The following is an 18,736-nucleotide window of genomic DNA, read 5'->3' as shown; positions in this document are numbered from 1 at the left end:
CCTGTATTGCTGTAGGGTATTCATTGGTAACGTTCCCACTGATTATTGATCGTACTAAGCCAATTATCAGTGGAATCGTTCCCATGTTTTGAAAACCATCACACAGAAATTCGTAACTGCTTGATTTTTAGTGTTCGCTAGGGAGTCACCAGATGACAGGGTTGCGTCCAATGTGTGATAGTGGTCACCTCATCATCCAACTGCTTGAGCAGTAACTCAGCGGCATGTTGCCCTGCTTGATGGTAGCCCAGTTCCACACTGACTGCGCGTGGGAACATAAAGCGTAGCATGTCATGGTTGCCAATGCCGCCAATGGCGATATCTTCACGATTTAGGGTTTGTAGGCGTTTTGCGACCCCTAAGGCGAGAGTGTCGGAGGCGCAGACAATGGCGTCAGTCTGCGGGGTTAATAGGCAATCTGTTGCGGCATAGGCGGCATGCAGGCTCATCTCACAACGATGGAGTTGTGGTGAAAGCTGGTGGGTTTGGCAAAAACGCTGATAGGCATCAGAGCGGGCGAGACCTGTGGTTTCATCGCGCTCATCAATCCCCAAGAAGGCGATATGACGGCATCCTTGATGATAAAAATGATCCATGACTTGCGTGACAGCACCTTGGTTGTCGTAACTGACGCTGGCGTATTGCTCACTATCAACGGCGAGCACGACACAGTTGGGAGCGAATGGCGCTAGCGCCTCGAGATCACAGCCCGAAAAACCAAAAAAGATAATCCCATCTACATTACGGCGTTTTAGCACATCGAGATGGGCTTGTGCTTTTTGTTGTGAGAACTGGCTTTCCATAATGGCAGCGTCATAGCCTTTGGCATACAAGGTATTGAGCAGTCCCGTCAGTGCGGTGTTCTCTGAGTTGGAACTGAGCTTTGCCACGATCACGCCCACAACACCACTGCGTTGCGCACGCATCGCGCGCGCTGATTTCGACGGTAAAAAGCCATGTTGGTCGATCACCGCTTGTACTTTAGCGCGGGTACTGTCTTTAACGCGTGCGTCATGGTTTAGCACACGCGATACGGTCGATTTCCCCACCCCGGCTAAGCGGGCAATATCCAAAATGGTTAATGGTTTTGTCATTTTTTTCTCTGTGGTAGCGATAAATCAGCGGCTTAGACTCAGCCTTTTCGCGCGCCATGATAACAGGCGTGATTGGCGCTTGCGATTTATTGATTAATTTGTAAACTACAGCCTGATTTTTGAACAACCATCCTACTTTAGACTGAAATGATGATGAGCCACCCTGTCGTACAAACCATCAACAAGTGCCTAGTGCGCATGACTACACTGACGCTCGCGGTAATGGCATTAAAGCTTAGCGCGATTTATTTAGTGCCGTTAGCGGTATTGATCAAAACGCACTTCAAAGAAATTGTCCACTGGTAAGCGCGATAAGCTGATGGTCAATGTACTGGTTTAGTGATTGCCAGTACAGCTGATAGCGTTGCGTATACGCTTGCGGGCGCGGCGAAACCAAACCGCGCACAATCGGAAATAACTGTTGCCATTGTGTCAGCCAATCTATCTTCACATCAGGATGGGTGAGATAACGCTGGTGCTGTGCCATGACTGGCATCAACGCCCTTTGCAAGTAGGGATTGATACCACAAAGCAGCTGGGTGTGCAGGGTTTGGTGCCAATAGGCCATGGTGGTGATAGCGGCGCTATCTTTGGCGGGTAAGTGCTGAATAGAATGAATCAGTCCCAACACCTGTAATGCGGTCTGTTCATCAAGTTTGCTGGGAAAGCTATCGATGCTCGCACCAAACAGACCTTTTAGGGCTTGAATCAGTGCCTGCCAGTCTGCTTGGCTTAATGGTGTGAGCCGATAGCCAAGATGAGGCTGATAAAGGACCCGTCCTTCTACCGCTAATAAATGTAACCCATCGCGTGCTGTGGCCGTCGACAGGCTGAGTTGCTCACACAAAGCGGAGACAGTGAGTGGATAATCGCCCTCTGCGCGCGCTGTGAGTGATAACTGGCGGGTTAATATGGCTGCCCAGATTTGCTCCATAGCGTGTTGGGCTTTGGTGAACTTCATAACACTTCCTGTGCTGGGTCGACGAGGTTGGCTCGCGACTAAATGCAAGCCTCTTTATCATGCCACCGTGTCATGGATAAAAAAACGCCCCGACATTGTCGAGGCGTAGGCGTTGCTATTGGTGCTTAATTACAGCACGTGCACAGAGGCGGTGTTGGTGGTACCAGAAGGCACAAGCGCGCCTGAAACCATGACCACGATGTCGCCTTTATGCGCCAAACCAGACTCAAGCGCGATGGTTTTACCGCGACGGTAGAACTCATCGGTGCTGTCGATGCTTTCGATCATCACAGGTGTTACACCTTTGGTTAGACACAGGTGAGCGGCTGTTTTCGGGTTGGTGGTGACCGCGATGATGTTTGCCGTTGGGAAGTACTTACGTACTGAGCGTGCTGATTTGCCCGCTTCTGTGGCAACAACAATCAAAGGTGCGCCCAACTTCTGAGAGGTATCAACCGCGCCTTTACAGACCGCTTCGGTGATACGCAGGCGATCGCTATCGAGACGAGAACCCAGCGCAGGTGACATTTGACGGTCAGTACGCTCACAGATTTGCGCCATGATGCTCACCGCTTCAACCGGGTATTTACCTTTCGCTGACTCGCCAGACAGCATGACGGCATCGGTACCATCCATGATCGCATTCGCCACATCACCGGCTTCAGCACGGGTTGGACGTGGGTTTTTGATCATTGAGTCCAGCATTTGTGTTGCGGTGATAACCATCTTGCGAGCACGGTTACACTTCTCGATCATCATCTTCTGCGCGAAGATCACTTCTTCCACTGGGATTTCTACGCCCAAGTCCCCACGGGCAACCATGATACCGTCAGACGCTTCCAAGATAGCGTCAAAATTGTCGACACCTTCTTGGTTTTCAATTTTAGAGATGATCTTGATGTCGCTGCCGCCGTTTTGAGCCAGCAGCTCGCGGATTTCTTCCACGTCTTCTTTCTTACGAATAAATGAGGCCGCAACAAAGTCAACGCCTTGCTCACAACCAAATTTCAGATCCGATTTATCTTTTTCAGCCAGTGCAGGCAGGCTCACCGAAACACCTGGCAGGTTAACGCCTTTGTTTTCGCCCAACTCACCGTTGTTCAGTACTTTACAAACCACTTCTTTTTCAGTCGTTTCTAGTACTTCCATCTCAAGCAGACCGTCATCAACGAGTACAGTGTTGCCTGCTTTTAGGTCACGAGGTAGGCTGGCGTAAGTGACGGCAACGCGATCTTTGTTACCCACGACAGAGGTGTCTGTGGTGAAAGTGAACGTTTGACCAGCTTCTAATGCGACGTCGTTACCACCTTCGAGTTTGATGGTACGGATCTCTGGGCCTTTGGTATCGAGCAGAATCGCAACTTGCTTACCAGTTGTCTTCATGACGTTGCGCAAATTTGTGATACGCGCACCGTGTTCGGCATAGTCACCGTGTGAGAAGTTAAGACGCATCACGTTCATGCCTGCATCAACAAGCTTAGTCAGCATCTCTTCCGATTCAGTTTTAGGTCCAATCGTACAAACGATTTTGGTCTTTTTCATCGACGCATTTCTCCGGTCAAAAATTGAAACATAAACTTGGGGCCTAACTGCAAAAGACTGATTTAAATGTAATTAAACAACATGAATAGGTCGTTATCGCGGTGCAGTTAGCAAAATTCTCGCATTTCTCAATGACGTTACCGCAGCCTTCACGCTGAGGTGACGTCACTGTTTTATCGATCGTGAGTATAGATTGTCTGCGTTGATCTGTGTTGATCACGGGCAATAAAGGCGTTGTTGGTGTAACACGATTTCACCCAGTGCCATCGATTCACCATTCACCTCCCATCCTTTGGGCGCGTAAATTTACCACAGCTCACCGTCCAGATCATTACAAGCCGGTGACAGTAATCGGTTTCAGCACGCTTTTATTTTGATGATTACGTTTTCTGTTGATTCTCACCCCATGCGACAAGATGGTTGTTTTATGAGCTGTTAATGATTCTTTTGTCATTAATGAGTGTGATCTGTCTTCCAATTTGAACTGGATCATGCTTTTTTATTAAGTCTTTTGCGTTCACCTAGAATTTATCTACTATCAGAGCACTTTCGATGGGCTGCCTAACAATGTTTGCGCGTATTTTACGGTTTTTGACAGGGATGCTGCTTATAGTCTGCACGTATGCGAGTACGCAGGTGTGGGCCGATGACGCCTATCTGTCAGAAAATAAAGACATTTTAGTCGCCACCCATTCCTCTGTGTGGAAGCCTTATAGCTATTTATCCGACTCAGGTCAGCCCAAAGGGCTATTGATCGATTTCTGGCAGGCTTATGCCAAATACAATCATGAATCCATTCAGTTTGTTCTGTTAGATTGGCCTGAAACCCTTTCTTACATGCGAGAAGGCGGTAACCGTGTGCATGCCGGTTTATTACGTTCGCCTGAACGAGAGCGCTTTTTAGATTTTGCGACGCCAATTTTTAATATCAATGGTTCTTTGTATGTGCAAAACCAGCCGGGCAGCACGGATATTAAGCCTTTAGCGGCAGATCAAGTCGTTGGTGTGGTAGCAGAAAGCTATGAATCCTCGTTCTTAGCCAAGCACTATCCACAAGTGGAGCAACGTCGCTTTTTGAATAACGAGGATTTATTTGCGGCCGCGCTAGAGGGTGAGATCCAAGCCCTTGTGGCAGATAGTCAGGTCGCTAACTTTTACTTTTTGACTCAAGGGAAACCGCTAGCATTTGTCGCGGAGCAGGTTCTTTATACCCGTCCAATTTATGCAGCAGTGCCGAAAGGCAACCAAGCATTGCTTGATGAAATACGTGTTGGGATCAGTCGTATTCCGTCTGAGGAACTACTACGGATTAAGCAAAAATGGATTAATACCGAGCGGGTTGAGGCTTATCCCGATTGGTTAATCCCGACCATAGTGATCATGGTGGCATTGAGCGCCGTCGCGTACATTTTTTTCCTCAAGCGCATGGTGTATAAGCGCACCGTTGCCTTGCGCCAAGCCAATGCCCGCTTGCGTGAATTTGCCAATACCGACCCACTGACTCAATTGCTGAATCGACGTGGCCTAGAGGGCTATTTTTCTCGCCTTAAACCCAAACTTCAGCGTCAGCAAGAAATGGGGCTGATCCTCATCGACCTCGATCACTTTAAACAGGTGAATGACAAATACGGTCATATGCAGGGTGATAAGGTGTTAGTGCACCTTGCCAGTTACTTAAAGCGACTGGTGAAGCATGGCGCCGTAGCACGTTTAGGGGGCGAAGAATTCTGCGTGCTGTGTCCGGCCACGTCATTAGATGAAATGATCGACATAGCCAACCATATCCGCTGCGATGTGGCAGACAGTGTGTTTGAGTTCGATGGCGCCGAGATTCGTGTCACTGTCAGCATTGGCGCAATTGTATCCAGTGATGTTACTGACGACATTGCTTCGCTGGATTTGGATACCTTGACCCATGCCGCTGACCTTCTTATGTATCGCGCGAAAGACCGCGGTCGTAATCAAGTGATGCTGGCCTCCTCTCAATCAGTGACCACACCTATCGCAGAAGCCTGATACCGTTTTCTGTTAGGTAAAAGCACGCTTTTCGTTTTCTTTTCTTGCAGCGTTTTCATCATTAAATATACTGTACATATATACAGGTATTTTAATGATGAAAACACTCGACCAATTAGCCCAACAACACGGCCTATGGCGCGCCAGTCAGCGCCCGTTAATGGCGGAATTACCCGATAAAAAAGCGACCGGTTATAGCGCCTTTGATCAGTGCCTTGGTGGACTCCCGTCTCCAGGTGTGACAGATATCATCAGTGACTATGGCGTCGGTGAGTTGCGGCTGGTGTTACCCGCGTTGTATCACGCGAGCGGCCAACAGGTGGTGTGGATCCGGCCACCGGTTGGACTCAACGCAGCGATGCTATATCAGCAAGGCTATTCCACAGACAACACCTTGTTGGTGTCCCCCAAAAGCGATCAAGATGCGCTGTGGGCCGCTGAGCAAGCGGCGCGCAGTGGCGCGTGTCAGGCGGTAGTGTTATGGCCATCTTCGCTCACGGTTGGACAAGTGAAGCGCCTAAAACTGGCGGCCGAACATGGCCAATGTGCGGTGGTACTGTTGCGCCGCCAGCAGACGTACTCATTGACCTTGCCGGTCGATTTAAGCGTGGCATTGGCCCCTTCCGTATGTGGCGTAACGGTCACGGTGCGCTATTGTCGCGGCCAATGGCCACCGGCTCCGTTTACTCTTGATTGGCGCACGCAATGGCCCGCGTTGGTGACCTGGCCGAGCAACGCTGAGAATTTGCTTGCCTTTCCCTTACGACAACAGCGGGAGCAAGCGTAATGTCATTGTGGCTGTATCTGCATTGCCCGAGCTTGCTGTTAGATAGCCTTTATGCGCCGTCATCGGTGCAAGCGGTGGGGCTGGTTAGCGAGCAAGAAGGCCGTTTAGTGCAGCTCTCTGTGGCGGCTAGCACGCACGGTCTGAATACCGGTATGGGATTAGGGGCAGCGGCGCTTATTTGTCATCAGCTCGCAGTCTATCCTTATTGCGCCGTGAAAGAGCAGTCCGCGCTTGAGCAGCTCGCCACACAGCTTTATCCGCTGGTCGCAGAAATCAGCCTCAATCCCCCTAAAGGTTTATGGCTACACGTGTCACCGATGTTGGCCTTATATCAGGGATTTCCTCCGCTATGGCAGGCCGTGACTCAAACGCTGGTGGAAAGTGGTATTCGTTATCAGGCCGGGGTGGGCGAAACGCCGCGAGCCGCCGAGCTTATGGCGTATGGCCACGCGGGCAAGGTCAGTACCGACCCCGAGCATTTGCAGGCAGCGTTGCAGCAATTGCCGTTGGCTGCAGCCCCCTTACCGGAGACGGTGAAAACCCAGTTTACGCGTCTGGGCCTCTCTCAGTTAGGTGAGCTTATCGCCTTGCCCACCGCTTCGCTGACGCGACGTTTTCCGCGCTCTGTGGTGGATTATCTTGCTGAAGTCAGTGGCGATAAGCCGACGCCGCTGCGTTATTTTCAGCCACCGCTGCAATTTTTTCAGCAACGGGTTTTATTGTTTGAGCTCAGTGAGCAAGCCCATTTATTGCCCATTATCGAGAATCTCGTCTCGGCACTGTGCCGCTTTCTTGAGCAGCGTAGTGCCTGCACGCCTGCGCTGACGTTGGGCTTTAGCTTGCGTGATGGATGTGAAGAAACCCTGCCAGTGATGGCCGCGCATGGCGAGAAAGACGTCGAGCGCTGGATGGCATTGGTGCGTTTACGACTGACGTCATGGCAAGTGAGCCAGCCAGTGACGGCAGTGAGTGTGTGCGCCACGCAAATTGATTGCCACCAGCCCGGACAAACCGATCTCTTTAGCGCGCAGCAAGGCGAGCAAAACCGTGATGAGTTGGTCGCGACCCTGGCAGCCCGACTAGGAGAGGAGGCGGTCATGCGGTTGGCGTATGTAGATCATCACCGTCCCGAGGCGGCCAACCAACATGTCCCTCATCATCACCGCGCCACGCCGACGGCCTCGGCACCCACGCGCCCACGTCCAAGTTTATTGTTGCCGCAACCCACGCCACTGATGGGTAAGGTCACCTTACGTGAAGGGCCGGAGCGGATTGTCACGGGCTGGTGGGAAGACGTGCCTATCCAGCGCGATTACTTTATTGCCCAAAACGCCCAGCAACAATGGCTGTGGGTGTTTCGCACGCCAGAACAAACCTGGTTTTTACACGGCTGGTTTAGTTAGACGGTGCAGTGATGAGTACGTATGCCGAGCTGGTATGTTGCAGCAATTTCACCTTTCTTGAGGGCGCTTCACACCCGGAAGAGCTGGTGGCGCAAGCGGCAGCATTGGGCTATCAAGCGCTTGCGATCACCGATGAATGCTCGGTCGCAGGGGTGGTGCGTGCGTATCAAGCCCAGCGTGATTATCCGCAGCTTTCGCTGATCATTGGCAGTCGCTTTCGCCTGCAGGCGTTAGATGTTGTTCTATTGTGTCCTACCCAAGCGGCTTACCAAGAGCTGTGTCGGATTATCACCAATGCGCGGCGACGCAGTCACAAAGGTGACTACCAGCTGAGCGAGTGGGATCTGATGTCGGTGCGTCATGGCTTGGTGCTATGGCTACCCAGTGGCGGGGAGAGTGATCATCATTGGGCGACGTGGCTGCTGCGTTATCATGCCGAGCGCTTGTATCTGGCCGTGCGGCGCGATCTAGCGGATAACGACCATCCGTATCTGGCGCACTGTCGCATGCTGGCAAGCCAGTATGAGCTTCGTGTCACGGCGTGTGGTGATGTGTTGATGCATCACCCTGAGCGGCTGGCGTTACATCATACCTTAACGGCGATTCGGCATCGCCAGCCTGTCGCTGAATTGGGAAGGATGTTATTACCCAATGCAGAGCGCGCCTTACGCCCGCTGTCTAAACTACGCTCTCTATTCCCCCCTGAGTGGCTGGCGGCAAGTGCCAACATTGCCGCTCAGTGTCAGTTTTCCCTGGCGAGCTTGAAATACAGCTATCCCAAAGAAGTGGTGCCGACTGGCGAGTCTGCGATGGCCTATCTGCGTGAGGCGGTCAAGCAAGGCGCACAGCAGCGTTTCCCCAAGGGGGTGCCCAATGACGTGGGAGCCATCATTGAAAAAGAGCTCGCGCTTATCGAGGCGCTGGATTATCCGTATTACTTTTTGACCATTTACGATCTGGTGCGCTTTGCCCAGTCACGTGGGATCTTATACCAAGGGCGCGGCTCGGCGGCGAACTCGGTGGTGTGTTATTGCTTAGGGATCACCGCGGTGGATCCGTGCAAAGTCGATGTGCTGTTTGAGCGCTTTATTAGTAAAGAGCGCGACGAGCCACCAGATATTGATGTGGACTTTGAGCACCAGCGCCGTGAAGAAGTCATTCAGTATTTGTATCAAAAATATGGYCGAGAGCGGACCGCCTTGGCGGCAACCGTGATCCGTTATCGGCTGAAAAGTGCATTGCGCGATGTGGGCAAAGCGTTGGCGATCCCCGCTAGCCAGATTGATTTTTTTATTCAAAACCTCAATCGACGCGATAAAACCCAGCCTTGGACGCAGCAACTTCAGCAGTTGGGTCTCGATCCTAAAAGCGCAAAAAGCCAACAATGGCTGTCGCTGACCCAGACATTGATCGGCTTTCCACGCCACCTTTCTCAGCATGTGGGTGGCTTTGTGATTGCAGATGGGCCTTTGTATGAGTTGGTGCCGGTGGAAAATACGGCGATGGCAGAGCGGACGGTGATCCAGTGGGATAAAGACGATCTGGAAACACTGCATCTGATGAAAGTCGATGTACTGGCACTGGGCATGCTCACCGCGATTCGACGTACCTTTGATTTGATTGCCCAAACCGGTGGCCCTCGCTTGAGTTTGGCGGCTATCACCCAACAAGGCGACGATCCGGCGGTGTTTGCACGCATTCAGCACGCCGATACCGTGGGAGTGTTTCAAATTGAGTCGCGAGCACAAATGAGTATGCTGCCGCGGCTCAAACCGGCTTGTTATTATGATTTGGTAATCCAAATTGCCATTGTCCGCCCCGGTCCGATTCAAGGTGACATGGTGCATCCGTATCTAAAGCGACGCGACGGAGAAGAAGTGGTGAGCTACCCGTCTAAAGCTGTTGAGCAAGTGCTGGCGCGTACGCTCGGGGTGCCCATTTTTCAAGAGCAGGTGATCAAACTGGCGATGGTAGCGGCCGGCTTTTCCGGTGGGGAAGCGGATCAGCTGCGCCGCGCGATGGCCGCTTGGAAGAAAAAAGGCGGACTGGCGCCGTTTCGCGACAAATTGATCGCAGGGATGACTGCGCGAGGCTATCGCGCCGACTTTGCCGAGCAGCTTTACCGGCAAATCTGTGGGTTTGGTGATTATGGCTTTCCAGAGAGCCACTCGGCTTCGTTTGCGGTTTTGGCCTATGTCTCAGCGTGGCTAAAGCATTATTATCCCGCCGCGTTTTACACCGGCTTGCTTAATAGCCAGCCGATGGGGTTTTACTCACCGTCACAATTGATGCAAGACGCCACGCGCCATCAGGTGCCTGTGTTGCCGGTTTGCGTGCAACACTCGGGAGCGGATCATTGCTTAGAAAAGGTCGGCGAACAGTGGGGCGTGCGGCTGGGGTTGCGGTTAGTCAAAGGATTAAGCATGGCGGCAATAGACCGGTTGCTGGCCCATCGTCCAGAGACGGGATTTGCGTCTTTGTCGGCACTGCAAGGGATAAATCTTGACCGCGATGCCTATCAAGCCCTAGCCAGTAGTGGCGCACTGGCATCGCTGGCTGGTAACCGCTTTCAGGCGCGCTGGGCGCTGATGGATCAGCAGCGGCAACTACCACTACTGGCCGCCAGTGACGATGATGTGGCGTTGCCTCATTCACCTTCCCAATGGCAGAACGTGATTGAAGATTACGCGGCCTTGGGGCTGTCGCTCACCGATCATCCTATTCGTTTGATGGCGCAAGCCGGCACGCTGGGCCGTTTTACTCGTGGTGTTGAGTTATCACAGTGTGCGTCGCAAAGCTGGGTGGCGGTAGCGGGGGTGGTGACGGGTAAGCAATCCCCGGGTACGGCCAGTGGTGTAACCTTTGTCACCTTGGAAGACGATACGGGCAATATCAATGTGGTGGTTTGGGCGGGGACGGCACGGGCGCAATCCCGTGCTTTTATGCAAGCCAAGGTGTTGAAAGTGCATGGCATTGTCGAGCGGCAAGGCGAGGTGGTGCACGTGATTGCCGGTAAGTTGATTGACCTGACTCCGACGCTCACCACCTTGTCGGTGGCCGCGCGAGAATTCCGTTAACGCGATGCGCTAACCGCGTCGGGACAGGCGGGCGCCGGACACGCGGCCACCGCTTGAATACGCTGGCGATGCAGCTCATCACGAATCGCCGCGCCTTTAAAGCCGGCGTCGACAATCGGCTTAACCTCTACCTGTTGCGCGCAAGCAAAGCGCTCGCGTAAGGCATCGGCTTGTGGATAGTGATAGTTTTCACGCCCCTTGCGGCCACGCACATCAGCTAAACACGCCAAGGCCAATTGCTCGACCCGTTCGGGTTTGCGCCACGCATCGATCTGATTAAATAGCGCCACCCAATGCTCAGGGCTGAGTTGATCGCACTTGTGAACCTTGGAGTGGTGCGCACTGACCACCAAGGCCAAATCCCGATAGCTGTTGGGGATACGTAGTCGCTCGCACAGCTCTTTGATAACGGGCAGTCCGCGATCACCGTGGCCGCGATGGCCCGGCAAAATAGAGGCAGGGGTGAGGGCTTTACCGAGATCATGGACTTGTGCAGCAAAGCGGGTGCTTTTGTCATCGGTCAATGAGGCAGCATAACGGCTTACCATTTCCGTGTGGATGCCGGTGTCGATTTCAGGGTGCCAGTTGGCCGGATTCGGCACGCCGTACAAGGCGTCGATTTCAGGAAGCACTACCGCAAGGGCACCACAACCGCGCAGCACAGCAAGAAACACATCGGGACAATCACTGCCGAGCGCTTTTTCCCACTCGCGCCAAACCCGCTCAGGGGTCAAGTGAGCGAGCTCGCCCTTGGCGACCATCTTTTTCATCAGCGCTAAGGTATCATCGGCAAGGGTAAAGCCGAGCGGCGCAAAACGAGCCGCAAATCGTGCCACTCTGAGTACCCGCAATGGGTCTTCGCTAAAGGCGGGCGAGACATGGCGCAAAATCCGGTTGTGTAAATCTTGCTGACCGCCATAGGGGTCAATCAAGCTGCCATCTTCGTTTTGGGCGATGGCGTTGATGGTGAGATCGCGGCGCTGAAGGTCCGCTTCCAGTGAGATATCTGGTGAGAAGTCGCAAATAAACCCGGTGTAGCCTTGGCCTGATTTACGCTCGGTACGGGCGAGGGCATATTCTTCGTGTGTGCTGGGGTGTAAAAACACGGGGAAGTCTTGGCCGACTTGCTGGTAACCGGCCGCTTGCATTTGCTCGACAGTCGCGCCCACGACCACCCAATCTTTATCTGTGACCGGCAAGCCTAATAGCGCATCACGTACTGCTCCGCCGACAAGATAGTGTTTCACACGAGACTCCTTGTTTGGATTAACCTTGGAATCCGACATGGCGCCCATGCAGACTCCGATTTCTTTCCCAAGTATACATATTGAAATGCAGCACGGATATTTTGTGCCTGAAAACTGGTGTGGCGGTTGCAATAAAAAAGGCCGCCGAGGCAGCCTTTTTCAGTCATTATGCCCAGCCGTCACGACGACGTTTTTTGCGTGGGATAAGGTGTGGTAGCACAAGGCCAAACAGTAAGCCGCCGCCGGCCACCATGCCGCCGTAGGTAAACCAGCGCATCAGCAGGTCGTCTTTTTGGGTATCAATCTTGGCGCGCAGTGCACGAATTTCACTTTGTGCCTCAATCAACTTCTTATTGAGCTCACTGCTGTGTGCTTCCAGCTTGGAAATTTGTTCGTTACGTTTTGCTAGCGATTCAACCAAGCCTTTTTGCTGTGCTTTGGCATCATCTTGGGCGCTTGCCAGCGCGGTTTTAACCCTTTTCAGCTCCGCTTCTAGCGCAGGCAGTCGCTCTTTTAAGCCAGGTTGCGTGGTGACGTAATCACTTTTCACCCAGCCTTTACGGCCACGGCTATCGACCACTTGGCTATAACCTGCATCGCGGTCGCGGTTTAATACGGTGATTTTATCGCCCGCATCGACGCTACCAATAATGCGATATTGTGTACCTGGACCAGAATGCATGTAGGTAAACAATTCGTCGGAAATATAGTTTTCTGCCATTGCACGGGGGGCCACAAGTACAATCAGCAACATAAGAGCAGAATACAGGTGTTTCACGTCTGGGGTCCTTTGCGTTTTTTCAGTATGGGACACATCGCCTTTGTTGCGCATAGTGCCATAGGCCAAAAGGAAAGGGGAGCCATGCTCCCCTTTTTTTGACCGTGATTTGACATCACTCGCTCAGTTTACGCAAATGCAGCGGTCATCACATGGTAAAAGATCACAGCTAGCAAGGCGCCAGCCGGTAGCGTGATAAGCCAAGAAGCGACAATGTTACGCACTACGCCTAAATTGAGTGCGGCAATACCACGGGCAAAGCCGACGCCGAGCACCGCTCCCACCAAAGTTTGGGTGGTTGAGATAGGCAGCCCTGTTCCTGAAGCGACGACGACGGTACTTGCGGTCGCCAATTGTGCGGCAAAACCTCGGCTTGGGGTGAGCTCAGTAATGCCTGATCCCACGGTGGCCATCACGCGGTGTCCGAGCGTAGCCAAACCGACCACGATCCCGATGCCGCCCATAGGCAGAATCCACCAAGCGATATGGGTTTTCTCAGCCACTTCCCCTAGGTTTTGTACCGTGGCCACAATCGCAGACAGAGGGCCAATCGCGTTAGCCACATCATTAGAACCATGAGCGAATGCCATTGCACAGGCGGTGACGACCATCAACAAGCTGAAAATACGTTCAACGCCTTGAAAGCCTTGATTCTCGTCGCCGCGATACTTACGGGAAATATAGTACACCCCATAGAACATGATCAGCGCAGAGAGCACGATAGACGCGCTAATGGCCTCAAAGGCGGAGAGGTGAAGACCAACGTGTTTGAGGCCTTTTTTAATGGTTACCATCGCGATGATAAACGCAGTAATAAACATATAAATGGGAACAAAGCGTTTGGCGTTTAGCACCGGATGATCGGTATCGAAGATAAGGCGTTGTGCACTGAGGAAGATGAGGTAGGCAAAGATGCCCGAGATAAGCGGTGTGATAATCCAACTGCCCACAATGCTTTGTACGGTGTGCCAATCCACCGCCTCAGAGCCGACAGACAGGCAGGCAAAGCCAATGATGGCGCCGATGATAGAGTGGGTCGTCGATACTGGCCAGCCCATGTATGAGGCAAGGAGCAACCAAGTGCCAGCCGCCAGCAGGGCTGACATCATACCAAACACCAACTCAAGCGGCTGATCCGCGTAGAGTGCGGTGTCAATTACCCCCTTTCGGATGGTGTCTGTTACCTCGCCGCCGGCAAGATAAGCGCCAGCAAATTCAAAAATCATGGCAACAATAATGGCTTGTTTTACGGTCAGCGCTTTAGAGCCGACCGAAGTGCCCATTGCATTGGCGACGTCGTTGGCGCCGATACCAATTGCCATTAAAAAACCAAAAGCCGCGGCGACCATAATTAAAATGGTCCCGTGATTCATCAGGATTTCCATTGTAGTACCTTGTTATTACATCACTCGGTTAGGAACGGGAAAGCATCACCTCTAAGCGCGCGCCAACACGCTGCGCTTGATCGGCGATTTCACCGACCCACTCAAGGATTTTGTACAAGAACATGACGTCGACCGGGTTATATTCGTGTTCGACAGCCATCAATGCTTGGCGAAGTTGGATTTGCATGGAGTCGGTATCGTCTTCAATCACATCCAACTGATGAATCATTTCTGCCACCAAGGTCACTTCGCGGCCTTTGAACCCAGTTTCTAGTAACTCTTCCAGTTCATTGATCACACGGCGTGCTTGATCGGCTGCATCCAAACAACGCTGGACGTAGGCGATAAAGGCATCATTCATCGAGGGGGGCATACGGAGCTGACGGCCAATCACGCGGCCAGCGATATCCTTTGCCAAGTTTGCCAACTTATCCTGTTGGGTGAGCAGCTCCAGCATGTCTGTCCGATCAACAGGCATAAAGAGACCGCGGGGAAGTTTGAGTCGTATATTGCGTTTCAGTGTATCTGCGTCTTTCTCAATATCAGAAATTTGCTGACGCAGTTGGTTAGCCTGTTCCCAATCTTGACGCTCACAGGCGTTAAAAAAAGGAATGAGTAACGCACAGCAATCGTTCACACGATTAACATGGCGTTGTAAGGGTTTAATTGGGCTTTTTGCAAACAGCCCGACAATTGTATTTACTGGCATAGCCGTAATCTACCTGGTTGCCTCGTGCCCAAAGGGCAAAATGGAGGCCAAACGTTCAACGATGGTATATCGGAGCGGCGAATGGTAGCGCAGAACATTGGTTAAAGAAACAGCTTTTGTGATCTCACCCTCATTGCGCCTGATCAAGCCTGATAACTCCAGTACTTGCCGACAGGATCAATTGTTCATATCCTTGTCTGGCAATTGGCTATAGGTACCCGTATGGACACTGAGATAGAGCTCAAGTTTTTTGTCTCTTCTGACTTCTCTCACCGCATTCGCGATAAAATTGTCGGTGTAAAGCAGCTACAGCAGAGCCAGCGCGAGCTGGGAAACATCTACTTTGATACGCCAGATTTTACCCTACGCAAACACGATATCGGTTTGCGGGTGCGCCGCTTTGACGGCGTTTACATTCAAACGCTGAAAACGGCGGGCCGGGTGGTCGCAGGGCTACATCAACGCCCTGAGTACAACGCCGAGCTTAACGGACCTGAGCCGGACCTTTCTTTGATCCCGGTCGAAGCATGGCCCGATGGATTAGATATACAAGCGCTTGCGGGTCAACTTCAGCCGCTATTTTCGACAGACTTTGTGCGCCGTCAGTGGCTTTTGGCGACCGAAGATGGCAGCCAGATTGAACTGGCCTGTGATCAAGGCGAAGTGTCGACGGATGCGGGTGATAAAGATGTGATTTCTGAGGTTGAACTGGAGTTGATTTCTGGTCAAACCGATGCCTTGTTCTCACTGGCGCGTAACTTGGCTGATGAAGGCGGCGTGCGTCTTGGCAATTTAAGCAAGGCTGCCCGTGGTTATCGTTTAGCTACGGGCTATCAGGGCGATCCGGTCACCGCACTATCGATTGTGAAGTTACGTGATGACGACTCCCAAGAGAAAGCGCTGATCCGTATTTTGGAGCATGCGCTGAGCCACTGGCATTACCATGAGCAAATCTACATTGAGCGAGAATCGCTCGATGCACTGCAAGAAATTCGCTATGCGGTATTACTGATCCGTCAAGCGCTTGCGTTGTTTGGTAGTGTGGTGCCTCGCCGTGCTAGCACCCTTTTGCGCCAAGAGCTGCAATGGTTTGAAGGCGAGTTAGCTTGGCTTGACCATGCCACTGCCATTGCACGTTTGTGCGAAGATAAGGGGCAATATTTACGCAAACTTAATGCCCGCAAATCCTTGGTTAAGGCGCTAAAAGAAAAGCACGAAACCTTGCCTGAGCGAGAAGACGTGGTTGCGCTCCTCCATGCGTCACGTTACTGCAACCTGCTGTTGGATTTGAGTCGGTGGATTTTATCCAAAGGGTGGCAGCCTTTCTTAGATGACAAAGCGGAAGAAAAGCTTGCCCAGCCTATCCAACAATTTGCCGATAAAGCCTTGCCTGATTCTTGGCAAGAGCTGTTGGCGGTTTTCGATGAGACCAAAACCCTGACGCGGCACGACTATTTTGATCAGTATCCAAGACTGCAACGCAACTTGTTACTGGGTACCTGCCTCGCGTCTTTGTTTGATAAAAGCCGGCGCAAAGCGTTCCGCCTGCCTTGGCTGGATATGTTGCAAGGCATTGAAGAGCTGCGTTTACTCGAGCCTGTGCGTGAACTGGTGGCAGAGTTGGACGATGACGAAGATAAGAAGCAAGCAGAAAAATGGTTGGCGCGTAAAGAAGAGTCTTTATTGCATGCGATGACGCAAAGTCGCCAAACAGGCCTGACGCTTACCCCCTATTGGCAAGATTAAATGCCTTCCTTTAAAGCAGCTCAATGAGCTGCTTTTTTTGTACTGCGCGTGCGATCGCAAATTGAATGACTACCTAATAAAAGTGGAAGAAAACGCAATCTACATCAAAATGCATTTCTCTTTGGTTAGATATAACCGCGCGGTGAGGCATTGGGGTGTCCGGTGAACTGACTAACTTATCATTATTGAATGTGGATGCGGGCAGTTATCACAAATAAGGTAAACAAGGGTTTAGTCATCACCGGATTTACCGATATAACGGATTGTCGAAAATAATTACCGCCCGCCTCGTAGGGTCGCGAGTCAGCATTAATGTGGGCATGGAGTGTGCAGGATTATGGCGAAACATAGCTTCTATGCATGGGAAAAACCAGTGACCAATCTGCGTTTAGTTCCCAAGCTGGTTATTTTGATGGTATTTAGCACCGTGTTGTTGGTGGGTAAGCAATTATGGGATGCACAAACATTCCGTCAATCCGTGGTGGATTTTACCCTCAAACAGACACAAGAACTGGCGCGCTCGAGCGCAGCTATGACTCAGGCATTGATTGCGCAGCCTGACGGTGAGCGACTGATGCGAGAAGCGGTCGAGAGTATGAATGCCGAGTTTAGCGAAGGTGCTTATTTGTACTTGGTGAATGATAAAAAGCGTCAGGTGTGGGCACATCCTTCAATGACCCAATTCGCTGAGCTACGCGTACCAGATGATCATCAAGATAGTGACGTGGCTGACCTGTTTCTCAATCAGTCGAGCGCCTTTAGCTATACGGTGTATGACGGCGCACGACATGGTTATGCGGTGCCTGTTGCCGGCAGTGATTGGTGGATTGTTGCCTCTCAGCCAACGTCGGAAGCCCAGTCGTATTATCACGACTATATGATCCAAATAGCTTGGCAGACGGCACTGATGATTATCTCCTTTATGGTCATTTTGCTGGGTGGCTCCAATATTATGCTGCGGCAAATCAATTACCTCACCGATCGAATTCGGGCGTTGGCACAGCGAGATTTAAGTGAGCCAATCGAAATGAACAGCCGTGATGAGTTTGGCGATCTGGCGCGTGAGCTTGAGACCTCTCGCCAACAACTGGTGGATGTGATTGATGCACAGCGTCAAGCCGCTGATGAGTTATCCTCGTTAGCAGAGATTATGACCATCAGTATGGCGGAGACAAAAGAATCTGCGCAGGAACAATTTGCTGAAATCGATCAGCTTGCCTCAGCGATGAGTGAGATGAGTGCCACGGTGCAGAATGTGGCTGAACATACGCGTGAAGCCTCGAAAGCCACTGAAGCGTCGAATGAACAGGCGGCAAGTGGTCAGCGCTATGTGGGAACGACCATCAACACCATCAATGAGTTGTCTAGCGACATTAGTCAGTCCTCACAAGTGGTGAGCCAAGTTGAATCGCAAGTGGAAAAAATTGGCACTGTGGTTGTCACTATCCAAGGGATTTCTGAGCAGACCAATTTGCTGGCTCTCAATGCCGCAATAGAAGCAGCGCGTGCTGGGGATAGCGGACGTGGATTTGCGGTGGTTGCCGATGAAGTGCGTAAGTTGGCACAACATACCCAAGAGGCGACGGTGGAAATTCAGGATATGATCACCCAATTGCAGCAAAGTGCACAACAAGCAGTGAGCTTGATGGAGCGCAGTGTGAGTGAGGCTGATAGCAGCGTTGATTCGGTCAGCCAAGCGGGTGGGGAACTCGATCAAATCGTGGCGCAGATCCGCTCTCTCAATGATATGAATTTCCAAATTGCTTCGTCGTCTGAGCAACAGGCTTCGGTCGCGGGTGAAATGAACCAAAATCTCACCAACGTGAAAGAGCTGGTGCAAGCTTCTGTGACCGTGGTCACCGAGTTGCATGAAACTGCAGAAATGGTGGAGCAAAGTGCCCAATCGCTTAATGAAAAAATTGGCGCATTCAAGATTTAATCGACGCGTTTTTCACACTCTGGAACGGCCCGCTGCGCATGCGGGCCGTTTT

Annotated in this window: 14 protein-coding genes; 7 read left to right on the top strand and 7 right to left on the bottom strand. The window is 51.8% G+C overall.

Features of this window, described 5'->3' with window-relative positions:
* Positions 1-137: 137 nt before the first annotated feature.
* Positions 138-1,094, bottom strand: coding sequence for a trehalose operon repressor TreR (treR, locus tag BZJ19_RS03640; protein WP_077674628.1), 957 nt, complete (start codon positions 1,092-1,094; stop codon positions 138-140).
* Positions 1,095-1,247: 153 nt separating this feature from the next.
* On the opposite strand from treR, the gene BZJ19_RS17175 reads away from it, so the two are divergent.
* Entirely contained in the window at positions 1,248-1,400 is a 153-nt protein-coding gene (locus BZJ19_RS17175) for a hypothetical protein (protein ID WP_167370403.1), read from the top strand.
* Here BZJ19_RS17175 and BZJ19_RS03635 read toward each other — a convergent pair.
* Positions 1,378-2,055, bottom strand: a complete 678-nt coding sequence (locus BZJ19_RS03635) for a GntR family transcriptional regulator (protein ID WP_077674627.1) — start codon at positions 2,053-2,055, stop codon at positions 1,378-1,380. The genes BZJ19_RS17175 and BZJ19_RS03635 overlap by 23 nt on opposite strands.
* A gap of 129 nt (positions 2,056-2,184) precedes the next feature.
* A complete protein-coding gene (gene pykF, locus BZJ19_RS03630) occupies positions 2,185-3,597 on the bottom strand; it encodes a pyruvate kinase PykF (RefSeq protein ID WP_077674626.1) in 1,413 nt (470 codons plus the stop codon).
* A 636-nt stretch (positions 3,598-4,233) separates the two neighbouring features.
* Here pykF and BZJ19_RS03625 point away from each other — a divergent pair.
* The 4 genes from BZJ19_RS03625 (at position 4,234) to BZJ19_RS03610 (ending at position 10,880) form a co-directional block, all read left to right on the top strand.
* Entirely contained in the window at positions 4,234-5,613 is a 1,380-nt protein-coding gene (locus BZJ19_RS03625) for a transporter substrate-binding domain-containing diguanylate cyclase (protein WP_162274210.1), read from the top strand.
* 94 nt (positions 5,614-5,707) lie between these two features.
* On the top strand, positions 5,708-6,400 hold the full coding sequence (imuA, locus tag BZJ19_RS03620) for a translesion DNA synthesis-associated protein ImuA (protein WP_077674624.1): 693 nt from the start codon (positions 5,708-5,710) through the stop codon (positions 6,398-6,400).
* On the top strand, positions 6,400-7,803 hold the full coding sequence (locus BZJ19_RS03615) for a Y-family DNA polymerase (RefSeq protein ID WP_077674623.1): 1,404 nt from the start codon (positions 6,400-6,402) through the stop codon (positions 7,801-7,803). Before imuA ends, BZJ19_RS03615 begins: the two co-directional genes overlap by 1 nt.
* 11 nt (positions 7,804-7,814) lie before the next feature.
* Positions 7,815-10,880, top strand: a complete 3,066-nt coding sequence (locus BZJ19_RS03610; RefSeq protein ID WP_077674622.1) for an error-prone DNA polymerase — start codon at positions 7,815-7,817, stop codon at positions 10,878-10,880.
* On the opposite strand, the gene BZJ19_RS03605 is transcribed toward BZJ19_RS03610, so the two are convergent.
* The 4 genes from BZJ19_RS03605 to BZJ19_RS03590 form a co-directional block, all read right to left on the bottom strand.
* The gene (locus BZJ19_RS03605) at positions 10,877-12,166 is read right to left on the bottom strand and encodes a multifunctional CCA addition/repair protein (protein ID WP_420876428.1); all 1,290 of its coding nucleotides are present in this window, start codon (positions 12,164-12,166) and stop codon (positions 10,877-10,879) included. The two genes, BZJ19_RS03610 and BZJ19_RS03605, sit on opposite strands and share 4 nt — an antisense overlap.
* 127 nt (positions 12,167-12,293) lie before the next feature.
* On the bottom strand, positions 12,294-12,905 hold the full coding sequence (locus tag BZJ19_RS03600) for a TIGR04211 family SH3 domain-containing protein (protein WP_077674707.1): 612 nt from the start codon (positions 12,903-12,905) through the stop codon (positions 12,294-12,296).
* A 128-nt stretch (positions 12,906-13,033) separates the two neighbouring features.
* Positions 13,034-14,290 (bottom strand): inorganic phosphate transporter, encoded by a 1,257-nt coding sequence (locus BZJ19_RS03595; RefSeq protein WP_077479495.1) that lies wholly within the window; start codon positions 14,288-14,290, stop codon positions 13,034-13,036.
* A 28-nt stretch (positions 14,291-14,318) separates the two neighbouring features.
* The gene (locus BZJ19_RS03590) at positions 14,319-14,999 is read right to left on the bottom strand and encodes a TIGR00153 family protein (protein ID WP_069590816.1); all 681 of its coding nucleotides are present in this window, start codon (positions 14,997-14,999) and stop codon (positions 14,319-14,321) included.
* Positions 15,000-15,221: 222 nt separating this feature from the next.
* Between BZJ19_RS03590 and BZJ19_RS03585 the strand changes: the two genes are divergently transcribed.
* Both BZJ19_RS03585 and BZJ19_RS03580 read left to right on the top strand, forming a co-directional pair.
* Positions 15,222-16,745 (top strand): CYTH and CHAD domain-containing protein, encoded by a 1,524-nt coding sequence (locus tag BZJ19_RS03585; protein WP_077674620.1) that lies wholly within the window; start codon positions 15,222-15,224, stop codon positions 16,743-16,745.
* Between the two features lie 337 nt (positions 16,746-17,082).
* Positions 17,083-18,684: a methyl-accepting chemotaxis protein gene (locus BZJ19_RS03580; RefSeq protein WP_077674619.1), complete on the top strand. Its 1,602-nt coding sequence runs from the start codon at positions 17,083-17,085 to the stop codon at positions 18,682-18,684.
* Positions 18,685-18,736: the final 52 nt, after the last annotated feature.

The organism is Salinivibrio proteolyticus (genome assembly GCF_001996165.1).
Taxonomy (GTDB): Bacteria; Pseudomonadota; Gammaproteobacteria; order Enterobacterales; family Vibrionaceae; genus Salinivibrio; species Salinivibrio proteolyticus.
Note: the sequence above shows the minus strand (reverse complement) of the source record. Positions and strands in the feature narration are given on the sequence as shown.